The sequence below is a fragment of the Pseudomonas sp. TE12234 genome, assembly GCF_054061835.1.
Genome location: NZ_JBSSEP010000003.1, coordinates 265,575 through 284,341, shown reverse-complemented (window position 1 = coordinate 284,341; position 18,767 = coordinate 265,575). Strand labels below are relative to the sequence as shown.

14 protein-coding genes are annotated in these 18,767 nt (G+C 59.0%); all 14 read left to right on the top strand.

Annotated features, from left to right (window positions below):
- Window positions 1–19 precede the first annotated feature (19 nt).
- The 14 genes from tssC (at window position 20) to ACVWYU_RS07695 (ending at window position 18,450) form a co-directional block, all read left to right on the top strand.
- On the top strand, window positions 20–1,495 hold the full coding sequence (gene tssC / locus ACVWYU_RS07760) for a type VI secretion system contractile sheath large subunit (protein ID WP_248916122.1): 1,476 nt from the start codon (window positions 20–22) through the stop codon (window positions 1,493–1,495).
- Window positions 1,496–1,509: 14 nt separating this feature from the next.
- A complete protein-coding gene (tssE, locus tag ACVWYU_RS07755; RefSeq protein ID WP_248916123.1) occupies window positions 1,510–1,920 on the top strand; it encodes a type VI secretion system baseplate subunit TssE in 411 nt (136 codons plus the stop codon).
- Window positions 1,921–2,076: 156 nt separating this feature from the next.
- Window positions 2,077–3,864, top strand: a complete 1,788-nt coding sequence (tssF, locus tag ACVWYU_RS07750) for a type VI secretion system baseplate subunit TssF (RefSeq protein WP_457372362.1) — start codon at window positions 2,077–2,079, stop codon at window positions 3,862–3,864.
- Window positions 3,828–4,835 (top strand): type VI secretion system baseplate subunit TssG, encoded by a 1,008-nt coding sequence (gene tssG, locus ACVWYU_RS07745; RefSeq protein WP_457372361.1) that lies wholly within the window; start codon window positions 3,828–3,830, stop codon window positions 4,833–4,835. Before tssF ends, tssG begins: the two co-directional genes overlap by 37 nt.
- Before the next feature lie 13 nt (window positions 4,836–4,848).
- Window positions 4,849–7,494 carry a type VI secretion system ATPase TssH gene (tssH, locus tag ACVWYU_RS07740; protein ID WP_457372360.1) on the top strand — a complete coding sequence of 882 codons (2,646 nt, stop codon included), beginning with the start codon at window positions 4,849–4,851 and terminating at the stop codon, window positions 7,492–7,494.
- Between the two features lie 10 nt (window positions 7,495–7,504).
- A complete protein-coding gene (locus tag ACVWYU_RS07735; RefSeq protein WP_457372359.1) occupies window positions 7,505–9,022 on the top strand; it encodes a sigma-54 interaction domain-containing protein in 1,518 nt (505 codons plus the stop codon).
- An 87-nt stretch (window positions 9,023–9,109) separates the two neighbouring features.
- Window positions 9,110–9,250 (top strand): type VI secretion protein, encoded by a 141-nt coding sequence (locus tag ACVWYU_RS07730; protein ID WP_248916128.1) that lies wholly within the window; start codon window positions 9,110–9,112, stop codon window positions 9,248–9,250.
- A 17-nt stretch (window positions 9,251–9,267) separates the two neighbouring features.
- Window positions 9,268–10,464, top strand: coding sequence for a type VI secretion system-associated FHA domain protein TagH (gene tagH / locus ACVWYU_RS07725; protein WP_457372358.1), 1,197 nt, complete (start codon window positions 9,268–9,270; stop codon window positions 10,462–10,464).
- A gap of 5 nt (window positions 10,465–10,469) precedes the next feature.
- Window positions 10,470–10,970: a type VI secretion system lipoprotein TssJ gene (gene tssJ / locus ACVWYU_RS07720; RefSeq protein WP_390958076.1), complete on the top strand. Its 501-nt coding sequence runs from the start codon at window positions 10,470–10,472 to the stop codon at window positions 10,968–10,970.
- 3 nt (window positions 10,971–10,973) lie between these two features.
- Entirely contained in the window at window positions 10,974–12,305 is a 1,332-nt protein-coding gene (gene tssK, locus ACVWYU_RS07715) for a type VI secretion system baseplate subunit TssK (RefSeq protein WP_390958078.1), read from the top strand.
- Window positions 12,306–12,310: 5 nt separating this feature from the next.
- Window positions 12,311–13,186 (top strand): type IVB secretion system protein IcmH/DotU, encoded by an 876-nt coding sequence (icmH, locus tag ACVWYU_RS07710; RefSeq protein ID WP_248916132.1) that lies wholly within the window; start codon window positions 12,311–12,313, stop codon window positions 13,184–13,186.
- A gap of 13 nt (window positions 13,187–13,199) precedes the next feature.
- Window positions 13,200–16,721 (top strand): type VI secretion system membrane subunit TssM, encoded by a 3,522-nt coding sequence (gene tssM / locus ACVWYU_RS07705; protein ID WP_457372357.1) that lies wholly within the window; start codon window positions 13,200–13,202, stop codon window positions 16,719–16,721.
- The gene (locus tag ACVWYU_RS07700) at window positions 16,721–17,449 is read left to right on the top strand and encodes a PP2C family protein-serine/threonine phosphatase (RefSeq protein ID WP_390958084.1); all 729 of its coding nucleotides are present in this window, start codon (window positions 16,721–16,723) and stop codon (window positions 17,447–17,449) included. Before tssM ends, ACVWYU_RS07700 begins: the two co-directional genes overlap by 1 nt.
- A complete protein-coding gene (locus ACVWYU_RS07695) occupies window positions 17,446–18,450 on the top strand; it encodes a serine/threonine-protein kinase (protein WP_457372356.1) in 1,005 nt (334 codons plus the stop codon). Before ACVWYU_RS07700 ends, ACVWYU_RS07695 begins: the two co-directional genes overlap by 4 nt.
- Window positions 18,451–18,767 lie beyond the last annotated feature (317 nt).

Here is an 18,767-nt window from a genome sequence, read left to right as displayed (position 1 = left end):
AGCCAAGGAAGCCAAGACAATGACCACTAGTGCAGCGCAGCAGAACAGCAACGAGAACCGCGAATACAGCATTCTCGACAGCATCATCGCCGAAACCCGCCTGACTCCGGCCGACGAAGCCTACGACATCGCCAAGCGCGGTGTGTCGGCCTTCATCGAGGAGCTGCTCAAACCGCAGAACAACGGTGAGCCGGTCAAGAAAGCCATGGTTGACCGCATGATCGCCGAGATCGATGCCAAGCTCAGCCGTCAAATGGATGAAATCCTCCACCACCCGGACTTCCAGTCTCTGGAATCATCGTGGCGTGGCCTGCAGTTGCTGGTGGAGCGCACCAATTTCCGCGAAAACATCAAAATCGAAATCCTCAACGTCTCCAAGGACGACCTGCTGGACGACTTCGAAGATTCGCCGGAAGTGATGCAGTCGGGTCTTTACAAGCACGTCTACACCGCTGAATACGGTCAGTTCGGTGGTCAGCCGGTGGGCGCAATCATCGCCAACTACTTCATGTCCCCAAGCTCGCCGGACGTGAAATTGATGCAGTACGTGTCCAGCGTGGCCTGCATGTCCCACGCACCGTTCATCGCTGCGGCCGGCCCGAAATTCTTCGGTCTGGACAGTTTCACTGGTCTGCCGGACCTGAAGGACCTGAGGGATCACTTCGAGGGCCCGCAATTCGCCAAATGGCAGAGTTTCCGCCAGTCGGAAGACGCCCGTTACGTTGGCTTGACCGTGCCGCGTTTCCTGCTGCGTAACCCATACGATCCGGAAGAAAACCCGGTCAAATCGTTCGTCTACAAAGAAACCGTCGCCAACAGCCACGAGCACTACCTGTGGGGCAATACCGCGTATGCATTTGCTACCAGGCTGACCGACAGTTTCGCCAAGTTCCGCTGGTGTCCGAACATTATTGGCCCTCAAAGCGGTGGGGCAGTCGAAGACCTGCCGTTGCATCACTTCGAAAGCATGGGCGAAATCGAAACCAAGATTCCTACCGAGATTCTGGTGAGCGACCGTCGTGAGTACGAACTGGCCGAGGAGGGCTTCATTTCCCTGACCATGCGCAAAGGCAGCGACAACGCGGCGTTCTTCTCCGCCAGTTCGGTGCAAAAGCCCAAGTTCTTTGGCATAGGCGCGGAAGGCAAGAGGGCGGAGTTGAACTACAAGCTTGGCACCCAGCTGCCTTACATGATGATCGTCAACCGCCTGGCTCATTACCTGAAAGTGCTGCAGCGCGAGCAACTGGGTTCGTGGAAGGAGCGCACTGACCTGGAGCGTGAACTCAACAAGTGGATCAGCCAGTACATCGCTGATCAGGAAAACCCTGGCACCGAAGTGCGTGGCCGTCGCCCGCTGCGCGCAGCCGAGATCATCGTCAGTGATGTCGAAGGCGAGCCAGGCTGGTACCGCATCAGCCTGAACGTGCGCCCGCATTTCAAATACATGGGTGCCGATTTCACCTTGTCGCTGGTTGGCAAGCTGGACAAAGAGTAAACGGAGCCTGACTCATGACTGGATACGGCAGCCTTTTCGAGCGCCTGGGGGGCGACGCAGACGGCCGCGCCGGCTGGAGTCGCGAGGTCTCGGCCATGGCATCCGTGGCTGCCCATCTGGCCAAGATGCTCAGCACCCGTGCGGGCAGCGTGCAAACGCTGTCCGATTACGGGCTCCCCGATCTTAATGACATGCGTCTGAGCCTGCACGACTCCCTGAGTCAGGCCCGTACGGCCATCGAAAGTTTCATCGAAGCCTACGAGCCACGCCTGAGCGCAGTGCATGTCATTTCCCTGCCGCGTGAACACGATCAGCTTCGGCTGGCCTTCAGTATCGAAGGCCTGCTGGAAGTGGACGGTTTCAAGCGACAGGTCAGTTTTACCGCGTGCCTGGATGGCAGCGGTCAAGTCAAGGTCAGCCAATGAAACGCGCATGTCCTGACATCCAAAAAGGCAGGAATCGAATAGCCATGAACACCGTTGAATCGAGGTGTTATCCGGACCCTGTGGCCGTGGGTGATTTGTTCGGCAGTCGGGCATTCAAGCCTTTTTTCATGAGATCCAAAACCAGGCAGGTCCTCCGTGTCCTTTAACCACTACTACCAAAGCGAACTCACGGCACTTCGTCAGTTAGGTCGTCGCTTCGCCGAACGTAGTCCGGCACTGGCGCCTTTTCTCGGGCAGACCGGGCGGGATCCCGACGTGGAGCGGTTGCTGGAGGGGTTTGCGTTCTTGACCGGGCGTCTGCGCCAGAAGCTCGATGACGAGTTGCCGGAGCTTAGCCATTCGCTGATGCAACTGCTATGGCCCAACTATATGCGGCCGCTGCCGGCGTTCAGCATTTTGCAGTTCGATCCGTTGAAACGTTCCGGTCCGGCATTGATGGTCGAGCGCGATACACCGGTGGAAAGCGAGCCGATAGATGACGTGCATTGCCGCTTTCGCACCTGTTACCCGACTGAAGTCCTGGCGTTGGACCTGATTGCGCTGAATTACTCGGTGAAGGGCGACGGCTCGCTGTTGAGCCTGCGTCTGGAGATGAGCGCCGACGGTCACCTCGGTGAGCTGGAATTACGCCGCTTGCGACTGCACTTTGCCGGCGAGCGCTATATCAGTCAGATGTTGTACCTGAGTCTGCTGCGTAACCTGGAAAGCATCGAGCTGATTCCACTGGACGATGTCGGCAACCCGATTGGCGGCGTCAACGGCGTGTCTATGGCATTCAAGATGCCCGGCGACCGCGTGCAGCCGGTGGGTTTTGCTGAAGAAGAAGCGTTGATTCCCTATCCGCTGAACACCTTCCGCGGTTATCGCTACCTGCAAGAGTATTTTGCCTTCCAGGACAAATTCCTGTTCGTCGATATCAACGGCCTGGACCTGCTCAAGTCTTTGCCGGCTGACATTCTCAAACAGGTCCGTGGTCTGGAGCTGCGCTTTGACATCCGCAAGAGTGGAGTCCTGCGCATGCGTCCGTCCCTGGATAACGTGAAGCTTCACTGTACGCCCATCGTTAATCTGTTCCGCCACGATGCACTGCCGATTCGTCTTGATGGCAAACAGGACGAGTACCTGCTGCTACCCGCCAAGTACGACCTGGACAGCTGCGGTGTATTTTCCGTGGAAAGTGTCACGGGTTGGAAACCCGGCGGACTCGGTTATCAGGCGTATGTTGCGTTCGAATCCTTCGAGCACGACCCTAGTTTTGACGTGCCCACCAGCCGTCCTCACTACAGCGTTCTCCAGCGCGCTTCTTCGTTGCACGACGGCCTCGACACTTACCTGAGCTTCGGGGTTCGTCACACCCAGGCCCATGAAACCCTGTCGGTCGAGCTGATGTGCACCAACCAGAACCTGCCGCGCAAGCTCAAGCCTGGCGACATCAAACGGGCCTGTGAGCAGACGCCGGAGTTCCTGAGCTTTCGAAACATTACCCCCGCCACTTCGAGCTTCGCGCCGCCGCTGAATCGTGACTTCCTCTGGAAGCTGATCAGCAATATGTCGCTTAACTATCTGTCGCTGGCTGACGTCAACGCACTGAAGGTCATTCTCGAAACCTATGACCTGCCGCGCTATTACGACCAGCACGCGGCCAAAGTCAGCGAACGCCTGCTAAGCGGCCTCAAGTCGATCAAACACCAATACGTCGATCGATTGCACCGAGGGTTACCGGTTCGTGGACTGCGTACCGAGCTGACCATCGACCCCCAAGGGTACATCGGCGAGGGCGACCTGTTTGTTTTTGCTTCGGTGCTTAACGAGTTTTTCGCACTTTACGCCAGCCTCAATTCGTACCACGAGCTGCGGGTAAAGAGCACACAGGGAGAGGTGTATCAATGGACACCACGTATGGGCCTGCAACCGCTTCTTTAAGCGGGCTGACTCGAGGTATACGCGAATACTCGCTGTTTCAGGCCGTGCTGTTGGTCGTTGACCGACTACGCGAAGCGCACCCTTATCTCAGCCAGGACGATTTGTACGACCAACTGGAATTCCAGGCCAATCCCAGTCTGGGGTTTCCAGGCAGTGATATTGATCGCGTTGAGTTCTTTCACGAAGACGGGCTGATGCGCGCTCGCTTGCGTTTCAACTTGATCGGGCTGGTTGGTTCAGGATCGCCCCTGCCGGCGTTTTACGCGGAACAGGCCTTGGGCGACAGCGAGGACGGCAACCCGACCCGCAACTTCCTCGACCTGTTCCACCATCGCTTGCAACGACTGATGTTGCCGATCTGGAAAAAATATCGCTACCGCGCCAGTTTCGAGAGCGGTGCCCTCGACCCTTTTTCCTCCCGGCTATTTGCCCTGATCGGCCTCGGTGGTGAAGAGATCCGCCAAGCCCGGGAGCTGAACTGGAAGCGTCTGCTGCCATATCTGGGCTTGCTCAGTTTGCGTGCGCACTCGGCTGCGCTGATTGAAGCGGTGCTGCGTTACTACTTCAAGCACGCCGATCTGACCATTGAACAGTGCATTGAGCGCCATGTGGACATTCTCGACGAACAACGTAATCGCCTGGGACAAGTCAATACCGCGCTGGGTGAAAACGTGGTGCTGGGGGAGAGCGTTCGTGATCGCAGCGGCAAGTTCCGGATCCACATTCGCGAACTGGACTGGCAGCGCTTTCATGAATTCCTGCCGATTGGTTTCGGCTACCAGCCGCTATGTGCGCTGGTGCGATTCACCCTGCGTGACCCGCTCGATTACGACATACGCCTGATGCTGCGCCGGGATGAAATTCGCGAACTGCGTATTGGTGAGCAAAACGCTTGTCGCTTGGGATGGACCAGTTGGCTCGGTCGCGAAAAAGCGGACGGCGTGGTGACTCTGGGCAGCAAAATTCATTAAGGACAGCTGACAAATGATTAACGTAGACCTGCAAAAGCTTATCCAGGCGCTCGATGCCGAAACCCGTCGTGACCTGGAAAGTTCCGCCGAGCGCTGTGTGACGCGTGGCGGCAGCAAGATCCTTATCGAAGACCTGCTGCTGGGGTTGCTGGAACGTCCGCAAGGCTTGCTTGCCCGCGCTTTGCAGGATGCTGAAGTCGATGCTGGTGAACTCAGTGCCGTGCTGCAAAGCCGGGTCGAGCACAGCGCTTCGCGCAACCCGGTATTCGCTCCGGAACTGGTGCAATGGCTGCAAGACGCCTTGCTGGTTGCCAACCTTGAACTGGGCCAGACCCAGGTCGAACAGGCTGCACTGATTCTCGCGTTGCTGCGTAATCCGATGCGCTATGCCGGCAGTCGCTACCAGCCGCTGCTGGCCAAATTGAATATCGACCGTCTGAAAGCGTTCGCCTTATCCCGCAAAGAACCATTGGACAGCGGCAAACCGATCGGATCGAGTGAGCTACTGCTGCCGCGTTTTACCCACAACCTGACCCAACAAGCCCGTGACGGCAAGCTTGACCCGGTGCTGTGCCGCGACGACTCGATCCGGCAGATGGTCGACATCCTTGCTCGACGCCGCAAGAACAACCCGATCGTGGTTGGCGAAGCGGGCGTTGGTAAAACGGCGATCGTCGAAGGCCTTGCCTCGCGCATTGCTGCCGGTGAAGTGCCGCAGGTATTGAAGTGCGTCGAGTTGCTGTCTCTGGACATGGGTTTGTTACAGGCCGGTGCCAGCGTGAAAGGTGAATTCGAACGTCGCCTCAAAGGTGTGATTGACGAAGTCAAGGCTTCGCCCAGGCCGATCATCCTGTTCATCGACGAGGCCCATACCCTGATCGGCGCGGGTGGCAATGCCGGCGGTTCCGACGCCGCCAATCTGCTTAAACCGGCGTTGGCCAGAGGAGAGTTACGTACCATCGCTGCAACCACCTGGGTGGAGTACAAAAAGTACTTTGAAAAAGACCCGGCGCTGGCCCGCCGATTCCAACCGGTGCAATTGCACGAGCCAACCGTCAGCGAGGCGGTGACCATCCTTCGTGGCCTTGCTCGGGTATACGAGAAGAGCCACGGTATCTATTTGCGTGATGACGCAGTGGTCGCCGCTGCCGAGTTGTCCGCTCGATACCTCGCGGGTCGTCAACTGCCGGATAAAGCTGTCGACGTACTGGACACCGCCTGCGCCCGAGTGCGCATCAGCCTTGCTGCTGCGCCGCAAAGCCTGGAGCGGCTGCGCGGCGAGCTGGCTGAGGGTGGCCGTCAACGCCAGGCCCTGCGCCGCGATGCCGAGGCCGGTCTGCTGATCGAGCGCGGAGCGCTGGATTTGCTGGACGCACGCCTGAGCCAGGCCGAATCCGAAAGGGTCGCGCTGGAAGCCCTCTGGACCGAACAGAAAACATTGGCTGAACATCTGCTGGAACTGCGCCGGCAATTGGCCAAGGCCCGTGAAGCCGTCGACGCAGAGCCGCCTGTGATGGTCGATGACGACGCCGAAGTCACCGTGATCGAAACCCTGCCCGTAGACGAAGCGCAAAGCGTCGAAACACTGGAAGCGACGCTCAACGAAACTCACCAAGCGCTGACCGAGATGCAAGTCAAAGAGCGACTGGTGAGCTTTGAGGTCTGCCCGCGGCTTGTGGCTGAAGTGATCAGTGCCTGGACCGGCGTGCCGCTGGCGCAGCTGGCCCGTGAGCATAATGCCAAGGTTGCCAGCTTCGCTGATGAACTGCGTACCCGCATTCGGGGTCAGGAACAGGCCATTCACGCCCTTGATCGCTCGATGCGCGCTACTGCGGCGGGCCTGAACAATCCCGATGCGCCCGAGGGTGTGTTTCTGCTGGTGGGCCCCAGTGGCGTCGGCAAGACCGAAACCGCACTGGCCCTCGCTGATTTGTTGTACGGAGGTGATCGTTTCATCACCACCATCAATATGTCCGAATTCCAGGAAAAACATACCGTTTCGCGCCTGATCGGTGCACCGCCAGGCTACGTCGGCTATGGCGAGGGCGGCATGCTCACCGAAGCCGTGCGGCAGAAGCCCTATTCGGTCGTGCTGCTCGATGAAGTCGAGAAGGCCGACCCGGACGTGCTCAATCTGTTCTATCAAATCTTCGACAAGGGCGTAGTCAATGACGGTGAAGGGCGTGAGATCAACTTCCGCAACACACTCATTCTGATGACCTCTAACCTGGGGAGCGACCGTATCAGCGAGCTCTGCGAAAACGGTGCGCGGCCAACTGCCGAGGTACTTGAGCAAACCATTCGTCCAGTGCTCATCAAGCACTTCAAACCGGCACTGCTGGCGCGGATGCGCGTGGTGCCTTACTACCCGGTCGGTGGTCCGGTGCTGCGCGAGCTGATCGAAATCAAGCTCGGTCGTCTGGGCGAGCGCCTGAACCGTCGCCAGCTGGATTTCACTTACTCGCAGGGCCTCGTCGATCACTTGGCCGAACGCTGCACCCAAAGCGATAGCGGTGCGCGCCTGATCGATCACTTGCTGGACCTGCACGTACTGCCGCTGATTGCCGATCGCCTGCTGGATGCCATGACCACCGGGGAAACCCTCCAGCGTGTGCACGCCACGCTCGGTGGCGGCGGAGTGACTTGTGAGTTCGCCTGAGGTGGGAGTGATGTTCACTTCAGTGCCACAACCCCTGGCCTATGCCGAAGCGTTGTTAGCGCAGTTTTCCAGTCTGTCGCGAGCGATGGATGGCGTTACGTTGCTCAAGGAATTTGTACTCGGGTTGGCTGAACTCAGCCATTGCGAATTGACCCAGCTGTACTTGCTGGACGCCACCCACACCTCCCTGGAGATGAGCGCCGAGTGCCTCAACGGCAATCTGCAACCCCGGGAAACCGCCAGCTTGTCGGTGGATTACAACGGTGAGCAACTGCTGCAATTTGCGCTGTGCCAGAACCGTGTTGTGTGCATGAGTGAATTGAGCGGCAGCCTGCACGAGACCGGTTTTCTGCCGGCCCAGGCGAGGCCTTGGCAATCGCTGTTGTGCGTGCCGCTGATTAACCAGCAGAAGTCTGTGCAAGGGTTGTTGCTGTGCGCCAGCCATCGGCACGTTGAGCTGCAAGGCTTCGCCGACTCGTTTGGTCGACTTGGCTCGTTCGTGCTGGGCCATTTGCATTTGCTGCAGCGGTTGCGGCGACCAAGCGGCAATGTAGGGCCGACACCGGTCGTCGTTGCGAGTGCCAGCGGTTATGGCCTCACGGGTAAAAGCACAGCCATGCGCCGTGTGTATTCCCTGATCGGTAAAGTCCTGCACAGCCCCTATACCGTGCTGCTGGGTGGTGAAACGGGTACCGGCAAGGAGGTGGTGGCCAGGGCGATCCACGATGGCGGACCTCGTCGCTCTCAGGCATTCATCGTGCAGAACTGCGCCGCGCTTCCGGAAAACCTGCTCGAAAGCGAGCTGTTTGGTTACCGTAAAGGCGCCTTCACGGGTGCCGACAGAGACCGATCCGGCCTGTTCGACGCTGCCAATGGCGGGACCTTGTTGCTTGATGAGGTCGGTGACATGCCGCTGTCGTTGCAAGCCAAGCTGTTGCGAGTGCTCCAAGAGGGTGAGATTCGTCCGTTGGGCTCCAACGACACCCACAAGATTGACGTGCGCATTATTGCCGCGACACATCGGGATTTATCGGTGCTGGTCAGCGAGGGGAAGTTTCGCGAGGACTTGTACTACCGTCTCGCGCAGTTCCCTATTGAACTGCCGCCCCTGCGTCAACGCGAAGACGACATCCTCGAATTGGCACGGCACTTCGCCGACAAAGCCTGTGCGTTTTTGCAGCGTGATGAGGTGAGCTGGTCCAACGGAGCGCTGGATCTACTGGCCAGTTACGCATTCCCCGGCAACGTGCGTGAACTCAAGGGACTGGTCGAACGCGCGGTACTGCTTTGCGAAGGCAGCGAGTTGCTGGTGGAGCACTTCTCCCTACGTACGGACACCCTGCCCGAAGTCGGCAGCATGAACCTGCGCGAACGCCTGGAGCAGATCGAGCGCAGCCTGCTGATCGACTGCCTGCGCAAGAACGACGGTAATCAGACCCTCTCGGCCCGCGAGCTTGGCCTGCCACGACGCACATTCCTCTACCGCCTTGGTCGCCTGAACATCAACACGGGAAACGTTGATGGGTAGGCCAGACGCACCCGGTTTCAATTCATCCGCTTTTAACAGCCTCAACCCTAAGGGCCAGTGCCTTGTGCTGCCCCTGGAGACCCTCTGATGTCTATTCGTCACTGGCAAGCCGTCCTGCTGACAGTTGTCGTTCTATGTGGCCTCGCCGCCTGCAACGGCAATTACAAATACAACGACAACACCTATCGCCCATTGGGTGATCCGCAGTCGGTCAATCGCGGCAAGTGACCGCAAGGAGCATCATCATGGAACTGATTTTCGAAATGCTGAGCACCAAGCAGCCCGTACCGATGGAGTTGTGGCGCAAGACTTTCAAGCAGGCTGGTGGCGTGATTGGGCGGAACGGGGATTGCGACTGGATTATCCCGGACATCCACCGACACATGTCTAACCGACACGCCTTGATCAGCTACAGCGAAGGCGCGTTTTTCCTGACCGATACCAGTAGCAACGGTATTTCGTACAGCGGCAGCGGCGCACTACTGCCCAAGGGCGTGGCAGTACGTATCGAGCACGGCAGCGTGTATGTGCTGGGTGATGTGGAGATCCGTGCACGGCTGGTTCGTGATCCGGCCAATTTCGAGGTGGAAGTCGGTCGTCCGCAACCCGCGGGCAGTGTCATTCCTGACGATGCATTTTTCGACCTCGACCCGTTGAACGCTCTCAATCGGGAGGACGGTGCGTGCTCGGACATCGACCCGCTGATCTCACCGGGCAAGGCCAACGAAGAGCCCTGTCAGCGAGCCGACTATGCCCGTATCGACATGGAAAGTCTCAGGGTGCCGGAGCTGATTGATGCCCCGGCGGCGCCTGAGCCCGAACCGGCACCGATAGAGGTCGAGCGTCAGGCTGACGGTTTCTGGGAAAAGTTTGCCGACGCCTTGGGCGTGGATCTCGACGGCCTTGATCATGACGCCAAAGAAGCCCTGGCGTTGAGAGCCGCGTGTTTGCTCAAGCAGAGCGTCGGCGGTCTCCAGCAGAGCCTGCGTACACGAAGCGAGCTGAAAAACGAGTTGCGGCTTGCGCAGACCACGGTGCATGGCTCGCAAAAGAACCCGTTGAAGTTCGCTGTTGATACCGGTGAAGCGCTGGGCATTCTTCTGCAACCGGGCAAGCCGGGGCAGCTATCGGCTGAACAGGCCATATCCCGTGCGTTCCGCGATTTACAGGCACATCAGGTGGCCTTGCTCACAGCGAGCCGAACCGCCGTTCGCAGCACCTTGGAATACTTCTCGCCTCAGCAGCTCACCCTGCGTTTCGAGCGTGACAACAAACCGTTGCTCGCCACCGCTGGCAGTCATTGGAGAGCTTATGGGCGTTATCACCAGGCGTTGTGCCAGGACGATGACTGGAGTGAGCGCCTGATGGCCCGTGACTTCGCCCAGGCCTACGAAGAGCAGATCCGACTGATCTCCACCCTCCATACCGACCACCAAGGATGATGCGCATGTCTCGCCGCTTGACTGTTTTTTCCAAGGCGCTGCCTGCGCTGACCACCCTGGCGCTGTTGGCGGGTTGCTCGACGCTATCGCCGTATTCCCACGTCACCAAACTCAACCTGAAGCTGACGGCCAGCGATCAGTTGAACCCGGACCTTAATGGCCGTCCGTCGCCGATAGTCATACGCCTGATCGAACTCAAACACCCGGTAGCTTTCGAGAGCGCGGACTTCTTCAGTCTGTACGAGCGCGCCAAGGATTCCCTGGCTCCGGACATGGTTGCCAGCGAGGAGCTGGAAATGCGGCCGGGTGAAACGATCGAACTCAAACTGAGTGTGAAGGAGGGCAGTCGCTACGTCGGTGTCCTCGCCGCCTACCGTGATCTTCCGGATAGCAAATGGCGCCACACCCTGCGAGTCACTCCGGAGCAAGTCACCGACGCCGACCTGTCTCTCGACGAGAGCGGCATTCGCAACACCCATGAATCGCTCGCCAAAGTGGATGACTGACCCATGAACACCCATAAAGTCATTTGGCAGGAAGGCATGTTGCTGCGTCCGCAGCACTTCCAGCACAACGATCGCTACTACGACCACCAGATGAAGACCCGCACCCAATTGCTGGGCAGCTACATCTGGGGCTTCCTCAACCTGGACATCGACTCGCAGTTTCTCAACATGGGCAAACTGGTGATCAGCCAGGCCTCCGGGATTCTGCCCGACGGGAGCCTGTTCGAGCTGGGCGGCAACACCGAGCCGCTGGCCCTGGACGTGCCCCCAAACACTGGCAATACGCCGGTTTATCTGGCGCTGCCACTGGTCACCGGCAATCACATCGAGGCCCGTCGCCCGGAGCAGTCGGACGTGCTGGCGCGCTATACCACGTACGAGGCGCAGGTGACCGACTCCAACGCGGGCGACGACTCCGCCAGTCAGATCAATTGCGCGCTTCCGGATTTCAAACTGTTGCTTGGCGAGCAGCAGAACGATCAGGCGTATGTGAAGCTGAAAATCTGCGCAGTGCTCGACAGCACGCCGGACGGAGTGATCAGGCTGGACCCGGAGTTCGTACCGACCTACATCCAGGCCCACGCCTCCAGCTATCTGCTGTCGTGTCTGAAGGAAGTGATCAGCATGCTCGGTCACCGGGGTGACACCATCGCTGAGCGGATCCGCTCCAATGGCAAGGTGGGTGGCGCGGAGGTCGGTGACTTTATGATGCTTCAACTGATCAATCGTACCGAACTACTCCTGCGCCACTACCTCAGCCTGGAACAGGTACACCCGGAAGAGTTGTACCGCACGCTGCTGACCATGCTTGGCGATCTGGCGACCTTCTCCAGCGACAGTAAGCGTCCACGTCTGGACAGCCGTTATCAGCACAGCGACCAAGGGGCGAGCTTTGGCAAATTGATGGATGCGATCCGGCAGGTGCTGTCGATGGTGCTGGAACAGCACGCCATCGAACTGGTGCTGCAAGCGCGTCAGTACGGAATCGTCGTCTCGCCGTTGCACGATCATAAACTCTTGGGCTCGGCTTCGTTTGTGCTGGCGGCCAGTGCCAACTGCGACTCCGAAGAATTGCGCCATCGCTTGCCGGCGCACCTCAAGGTCGGCCCGGTGGAAAACATCCGCCAACTAGTCAACCTGCATCTGCCGGGCATCAAGGTCAAACCGTTGCCCGTGGCTCCACGGCAGATCGCGTTCCACTCCAACAAAACCTATTTCATCCTCGAACTCAGTTCCGAAGACCAGGCGCAACTCGAGCGCTCAGGCGGCTTCGCGTTTCACGTGTCCGGCGAATTTGCCGAGCTTGAACTGAAATTCTGGGCCATCAGGAACTGACCGACATGAACAAGGACACGGAATACAGCCAGGACGAGCAAACTGTTCTTCTCGACCGTAAGGGCCACGGCCCTGCGTCGGGTCCGCTGACCGACCTCGCCGCGCCGCCGCGTTTCGAGCAGCTCGAAGAACGGATGATCTACGCCGCGCGACTGCGCCCGGCAGAAACGTTCAACGTCAGCCTCAACTCGCTGGTGGCCGCCGCCTCCGGGCTGTTATCGGAAGTGGTGCGCCTCAAGCACAGCGATGGCCCTGAAAATCTGCGCGAGCTCAACGTGCGACTGACCAACGGGCTGAACCTGTTTGAAAGCAGCGCGTATCACAACGGCGCCGAAAGCGGTCATGTGTCGACCGCCCGTTACGTGCTCTGCACCGTCGCTGACGAAGCGGTCGTCACCACATCGTGGGGCAACGAAAGCGATTGGTCGCAGATGAGCTTGCTCAGCAGCTTCCACAACGAAACATTCGGCGGCGAGAAATTTTTCGTACTGCTTGATCAGATGTCGAAAAACCCGGCCAAGCACCTGCCGATGCTGGAACTCATGTACCTCTGCTTGTCCCTGGGCTTTGAAGGCAAGTACCGGGTACAAGCCCGCGGCATGCTCGAGCTCGAAGGCATCCGCGACGCCCTGTATCGCCAGATTCGTCAACTGCGCGGCGATGTGCCACGGGAATTGTCGCCCCATTGGGAAGGTTTGAACGATCAGCGCCGCACCTTGGTGCGTATCGTGCCCGCGTGGATGATCGTGCTGTTCACCGTCGTGTGCCTGGTGGTGATGTATTCGGGTTTTGCCTGGGTATTGGGCGAGCAACGCGAAACCGTTCTGCAACCTTATCAGCAGTTCGATCCGGCCGCGGTTCAACCTCGGCCGCTGCCGTAAACAGGGACGAGTGATGAAAAAGATTTTCAAGAAAGTCGGCGCGTTCTTGCGCAAGACCTGGGTCTGGACCCTGCTGCTGGTGATGTTCGTCGCGCTGCTGGTGTGGTTCGTCGGGCCGCTGTTGGCGGTAGACGACTACAAGTTCTGGGAAGCCTCGACCTCCCGCCTGCTGACCATCAGTGCGCTGTCGCTGATCTGGGGGCTGACAATGGTCTTCGTTGGCTGGCGCGCGGGTGTACGCAAGAAAGCCATCGAAGACAGTGAAGTTGGGCAGGATCGAATCCGCCGTGAAGAGCTGATCGACGAGGCACAGAAGGAGTTGAAGGCGCGTTTCAAGGATGCGCTCAAGACCCTGAAGACCTCGAGCCTGTATCGCGGTCGCAGCGAACGCTGGCGCGGTGATTTGCCCTGGTACTTGCTGATCGGACCGCAGGGCAGCGGCAAGACCAGTTTGCTGGACTTCTCGGGCCTTGAGTTTCCGATCAACAAGATCGACCGCAAACTGACCCGTGACACCCGCGGCACAAGCCACTGTGACTGGTATTTCGCCGACCATGGCGTACTGATCGACACCGCTGGCCGTTACATGACCCAGGCAGATACCGTCGATACCCACGCCTGGAACACATTGCTCGACCTGCTACGCAAGGGTCGCCGCGACCGTCCATTGAACGGTGTGCTGGTGACCATTCCGGCGCATATCCTGCTCAACGATGAACAGGACATTGAATCCCTGGCCCACTCGGTGCGTGCGCGCCTGCAAGAGGTGCATCAGAAATTGCACGTGGATGTGCCGATTTACCTTGTATTGAGCAAGGCCGATGGCCTGCCGGGCTTTGAAGCGTTTTTTGACCAATTGACGCGTGATGAAAGCGATCAGGTGCTCGGTGCCACTTTCCGCAAGGACCAGAACGGTGCTGATGTGGCCGTGCTGCGCGGCGAGTTCGAGGCATTGCTGTATCGCCTCAACAGTCAGTTGATCATGCGCATGCACCAGGAGCGTGACACCCGACGTCGTGGCCGCATCCTCGACTTTCCGCATCAACTGGGGCGAATCGGCGAGCGTCTGTGCCTGTTCGTGGATATGGCCTTCACCGGTAACCGCTACCAGCGTGGCAGCCAGTTGCGCGGCTTTTACCTGACAAGTTCGCCTTATCTGACTGAGGAAATGGACGAAACCGCCGCCAGTATCGGCGCCAAACTGGCCGTCAAGACCGGTGTGCTCCCGACCCTGCGCAATGGCCGCTCGCGCTTCGCGCACCATTTGTTCAGCCGAGTCATTTTTCCCGAGGCCGATCTTGCTGGCCTGGATAAACGCGAACGCAGCCGGATCCACTGGGGCCAACGTGCGCTGTACGTGGGTTCATTGGCCGTACTGGTGCTATTCGGGGTGCTCTGGGCCAGTGGTTTCTCTGCCAACTACGAGCGCCTGGAAAAGCTGCGCAGCCTGGCACAAACCTGGACCCAACAACGCGCGACGCCAGCCACCGGCGATGACTCGATGGCGGTGCTCAAGACGCTCGACACTCGCTACGCGGCAACTCAAGTGTTCCCGAAGAAAGGCGATGTGGGTTACCACGAGCGCGGGGGGCTGTATCAAGGCGAAGACGTCAGCCCCGTGGTCAAGGCCGCCTACGAACATGATCTTGAAGAGCAACTGTTGCCACAGGTCGCGATCCTGCTGGAAGGACAGATTCGCGCCAACATGAAGGATCGCGAGCGCCTGCTCAACAGCCTGCGTGCCTACCTGATGCTCAATTTCAAGGATCGCCGCGACGTGCCGTGGCTCAAGGACTGGGTAGCCGGCGAATGGTCCCGGCGTTACCCAGGCAATACGGACTTGCAAAATGGCTTGAACAACCACTTCGAGCGTTTGCTCAAGAAGCCGTTCATTTATCCGCTTAACGATCAGTTGGTGGCTCAGGCACGTCAGGTTCTGCGCAGCGAGTCCCTGGTCAACGTGGTGTACCGGATGCTGCGCGAGCAGGCCCGCAATCTGCCGGAGTACCGCTTGGGCCAACACCTGGGCCCCCAGGGGGCGAAGCTTGTCGGTACCGATTATGTGATCCCGGGGTTCTACACCCAGCAGGGCTATCAACAGTATTTTTCGGTGCAGGGCTCGATACTGGTCACCGATATCCTGCGTGACAACTGGGTTCTGGGTGAAGGCTCCGGCATCAGCGATATGGACTTGCGTCGCCTGATGATTGAGCTGGAACAGCTGTATTTTCGCGACTATGCCAATTACTGGGGTGAGGCGGTGGGCCGGGTCGCGTTGCCGGAAATCAGCGATTTCGCTGAAGTCGCGGAGCTGTTGGCGGGCCTGACGTCGGCCAATTCGCCGGTCCTGAAGCTGCTGGTTGAAGTGCGTGAAAACACTCGTTTTCCGGTAATAGCCGACCTGGCAGATGGCACCGCCGATACGGCAGGGAAACTGGCGGACAAGGGTGGCAAGCTCGGCAAATTGGCGGTCGCTGCGGCAGGCAAGGCCTCTGAAACCCTGGTGAAAAAACTGCCGGATACCGCGAGGAAATCCCTGCAAAATCGTTTTGAATCACTGCACCGCTTGCTCGATGACAACAACGGCCCAACTGCTGAGCTGACCCCGGTGCTGTCCGCCCTCAATGACCTGCAAATGCAGATGGCCAGCCTGTCCCGTGCCAGTCTGCCAGAGCAAGCGGCGTTCGAAATGGCCAAGACCCGCATGGGCGGCCAGCGAGATGCGCTGAGTAGCTTGCGCCATGCGGCCGGCCGTCTGCCGCGTCCAGTGGGCGTGTGGTTCAACGTATTGGCTGAAGACACCTGGCGTCTGATACTCGGAGACTCCTACCGGTACCTGAATCACCGCTATCAAAATGAGCTGTACAGTTTCTACGACAAAGCGATCGGCAAGCGCTATCCGTTCAACGCCCACAGCGCCAGCGACGTGGCAATCAACGACTTCAGCGAGTTCTTCAAGGCGCAGGGCATTGCCGACCGCTTCTTCGACGGCTATCTGCGTCCGTTTGTCAGCGGTGATCCGGGTCACTACCGCATGCGTAGCCTCGATGGTCAGAGTCTGCCGATTTCCAGGGTCTACCTTGATCAGATGGCCGCTGCGTTGGTGATCCGCCAGAGCTTTTTCGCCAACAGCCCGGCCGAGCCTCAGGTGACGTTCAAACTGGAGCCTTACACCCTCGACCCGGCTGTCAGCCGTTCCGAGTTCAAGTTTGGCGACAAGACTATCGAATACCGCCATGGACCGATCGTGCCGGTGTCGTTCAAGTGGCCGAGCGACGCTGAAGACGGTCGTACCAGTCTGGTGCTTGACAAAATGGTCGGTCGCCCGCTGGGTATCGAGAAGAACACTGGCCCCTGGTCGCTGTTCCGTCTGTTCGATTTGATGCAGACCGAATACCTGAGCGGTCGCGACGTGCTGGTGCTCAAGGCTGATGTGGGCGGCCTGCGCGCCAACTACCTGCTCACCAGTCAGCGCACGCCCAACCCGTTCGACATGGGCGTATTGCGTAGCTTCCGCCTGCCGGCGCAGCTTTGATGCGGGTGCCCGGCCCCTGGCGTAGCGCCGCGCGCACCGACGCCGGCAAGGTTCGGGCGCGCAACGAAGACGCTTTCCTGGACGCTCCCCAACAGGGGCTGTGGGTGGTCGCGGACGGTATGGGCGGTCATCAGGGAGGCGATATCGCCAGCCAGTTGATCGTCGCCAGCCTGGCGGAATTGCCCGTGCGGGAAGATTTCGACGAACGACTCAAAGGGATTCGCCAGTGCTTGCACTGGCTCAACCGCCGTCTGGGTCAAGAGTTGACGGTTGTTGCAGGGAGCCATGACAGCATCATGGGCAGCACCGTGGTGGCACTGCTGGTTGAGGGCAATCGCGCGGCCTGCGTCTGGGCCGGTGACAGCCGCTGCTACCTGTGGCGTGATCAGCGTTTGTATCAGCTGTCCAAGGACCATTCACTGCAACAACAACTGATCGACGAACAGCACATGAGCGCGGAACAGGCCAAGGACCATCCCGCAGCGCATGCCCTGACCCGCGCGGTCGGTGCGGCCGCGCAATTGACCCTGGATGTACTGGAACTTGAGGTGTATCCCGGCGATGCGTTTTTGCTCTGCAGCGATGGTTTGTACAACGGGTTGAGTATCGACGCCTTGTGCAGCGCCTTGAGCCTGACGGCTCCCCATGTTGCCTTGGCGCGTCTGTTCGACGGGGCTCTGCGAGGCTCGGCCCGGGATAATCTGACCGCCGTGGTGATCCGGCAATGAGTGAGCTCATTCGGTCGATCGACGACGTACCGGACAGCGAAGAGCAGGATAGCAACCTGACCTACTTTGCATACGCCGCGTCGCAAAAGGTTGAAGCGGCACGGGCGCCTACCAAGGACAGCATCGGTGAGCTACCCGATGTACTGGCAGGCCGTTACCGCATCGAGCGCCTGATAGGTGCCGGAGGCATGGGCCTGGTTTACCGTGCACGGGACTTGCTGGGCGAACAGTTCGGCGATCCGTCCCCTTACATTGCATTGAAAATCCTCAGCGAAGAATTTTCCGAGTCGCCGGACGCCAGTGCTTTGCTTTACAGCGAGTTCGCCATGACCCGGTACCTGCGTCACGACAACGTGCTGCGTTTGTACAGCTTTGAAGTGGACACCGATTGCCAGCGTGCCTTCATCACCATGGAGCTCATGCGCGGGTTAACCCTGGACAAACTCCTTTGCGAACGGCCGTTGGGTCTGCCGTGGAGAGAACTGCGCGATATCGCGCTGCCGCTGCTCGATGCGCTGGCCTATGCCCATGCTCGCGGCGTGCTGCATGGTGATATGAAGCCGAGCAATGTGATGCTCAGCGAAGAAGGGGTGCGCTTGTTTGACTTCGGTCTTGGCCAGGCGGAGAAAGGCGTTCTGCCGGGCCTGCCGTACTTGAGTCGCGAACGCTTCAACGGCTGGACTGCCAGCTACGCCCCTCCGGAGTTACTGGAAGGTCAGCCGCTTTTGGCCAGCGCCGATGTCTACGCAGTGGCCTGTGTGATCTATGAGCTGGCCGGAGGAAGGCACCCGTTTCGCCGCTTGCCCTCGACCCAGGCTCGCAATGAGCATCTGGAGCGCGAGCTGCGAGCGCCTGAGCACCTGCCGAAACACTGCTGGCCAGCCTTGCGGGCAGCATTGGCTTTTGACGTGGCTGATCGAACAATCACTGCCAGTCAATTGCATGACACTTTCGCTGTCACTCCATCCTGGCTGCAACGTTTGATTCCTCGGCGCAACTGAGGACTTCAGATGACCAAGCCCGGGTCATCTGCGTGAATCACCGGAAAGTTTGGGTTTGTGCTTCGCAACCCTTTCCAGCGCATATGCGATTTTGATCTCGTTTTAGCGTAAAAAATTACTTTAAGAAATAAGCGTCTGGCTCAATGATTCACCCACCGATACGTCGTTTGGGGGAGTTTGGCTCGGCGTGTCGGGTTATTCGCAAAGAGACCGCAGGAGTCAATCAATGGGCATTGCGGAAGCGGACCTGAGTGCCGTGAAGTGTTGGCGATTTGTGTCGGCCAAGCAGGGGGATGTGTCGGGTCAACCACCCGATG

Excerpts from the sequence above, each read along its gene's own strand:
- tssC (WP_248916122.1), top strand. The coding sequence starts at position 20 with ATGACCACTAGTGCAGCGCAGCAGAACAGCAACGAGAACCGCGAATAC.
- tssE (WP_248916123.1), top strand. The coding sequence starts at position 1,510 with ATGACTGGATACGGCAGCCTTTTCGAGCGCCTGGGGGGCGACGCAGAC.
- tssG (WP_457372361.1), top strand. The coding sequence starts at position 3,828 with ATGGACACCACGTATGGGCCTGCAACCGCTTCTTTAAGCGGGCTGACT.
- tssH (WP_457372360.1), top strand. The coding sequence starts at position 4,849 with ATGATTAACGTAGACCTGCAAAAGCTTATCCAGGCGCTCGATGCCGAA.
- ACVWYU_RS07735 (WP_457372359.1), top strand. The coding sequence starts at position 7,505 with ATGTTCACTTCAGTGCCACAACCCCTGGCCTATGCCGAAGCGTTGTTA.
- ACVWYU_RS07730 (WP_248916128.1), top strand. The coding sequence starts at position 9,110 with ATGTCTATTCGTCACTGGCAAGCCGTCCTGCTGACAGTTGTCGTTCTA.
- tagH (WP_457372358.1), top strand. The coding sequence starts at position 9,268 with ATGGAACTGATTTTCGAAATGCTGAGCACCAAGCAGCCCGTACCGATG.
- tssJ (WP_390958076.1), top strand. The coding sequence starts at position 10,470 with ATGTCTCGCCGCTTGACTGTTTTTTCCAAGGCGCTGCCTGCGCTGACC.
- tssK (WP_390958078.1), top strand. The coding sequence starts at position 10,974 with ATGAACACCCATAAAGTCATTTGGCAGGAAGGCATGTTGCTGCGTCCG.
- icmH (WP_248916132.1), top strand. The coding sequence starts at position 12,311 with ATGAACAAGGACACGGAATACAGCCAGGACGAGCAAACTGTTCTTCTC.
- tssM (WP_457372357.1), top strand. The coding sequence starts at position 13,200 with ATGAAAAAGATTTTCAAGAAAGTCGGCGCGTTCTTGCGCAAGACCTGG.
- ACVWYU_RS07700 (WP_390958084.1), top strand. The coding sequence starts at position 16,721 with ATGCGGGTGCCCGGCCCCTGGCGTAGCGCCGCGCGCACCGACGCCGGC.
- ACVWYU_RS07695 (WP_457372356.1), top strand. The coding sequence starts at position 17,446 with ATGAGTGAGCTCATTCGGTCGATCGACGACGTACCGGACAGCGAAGAG.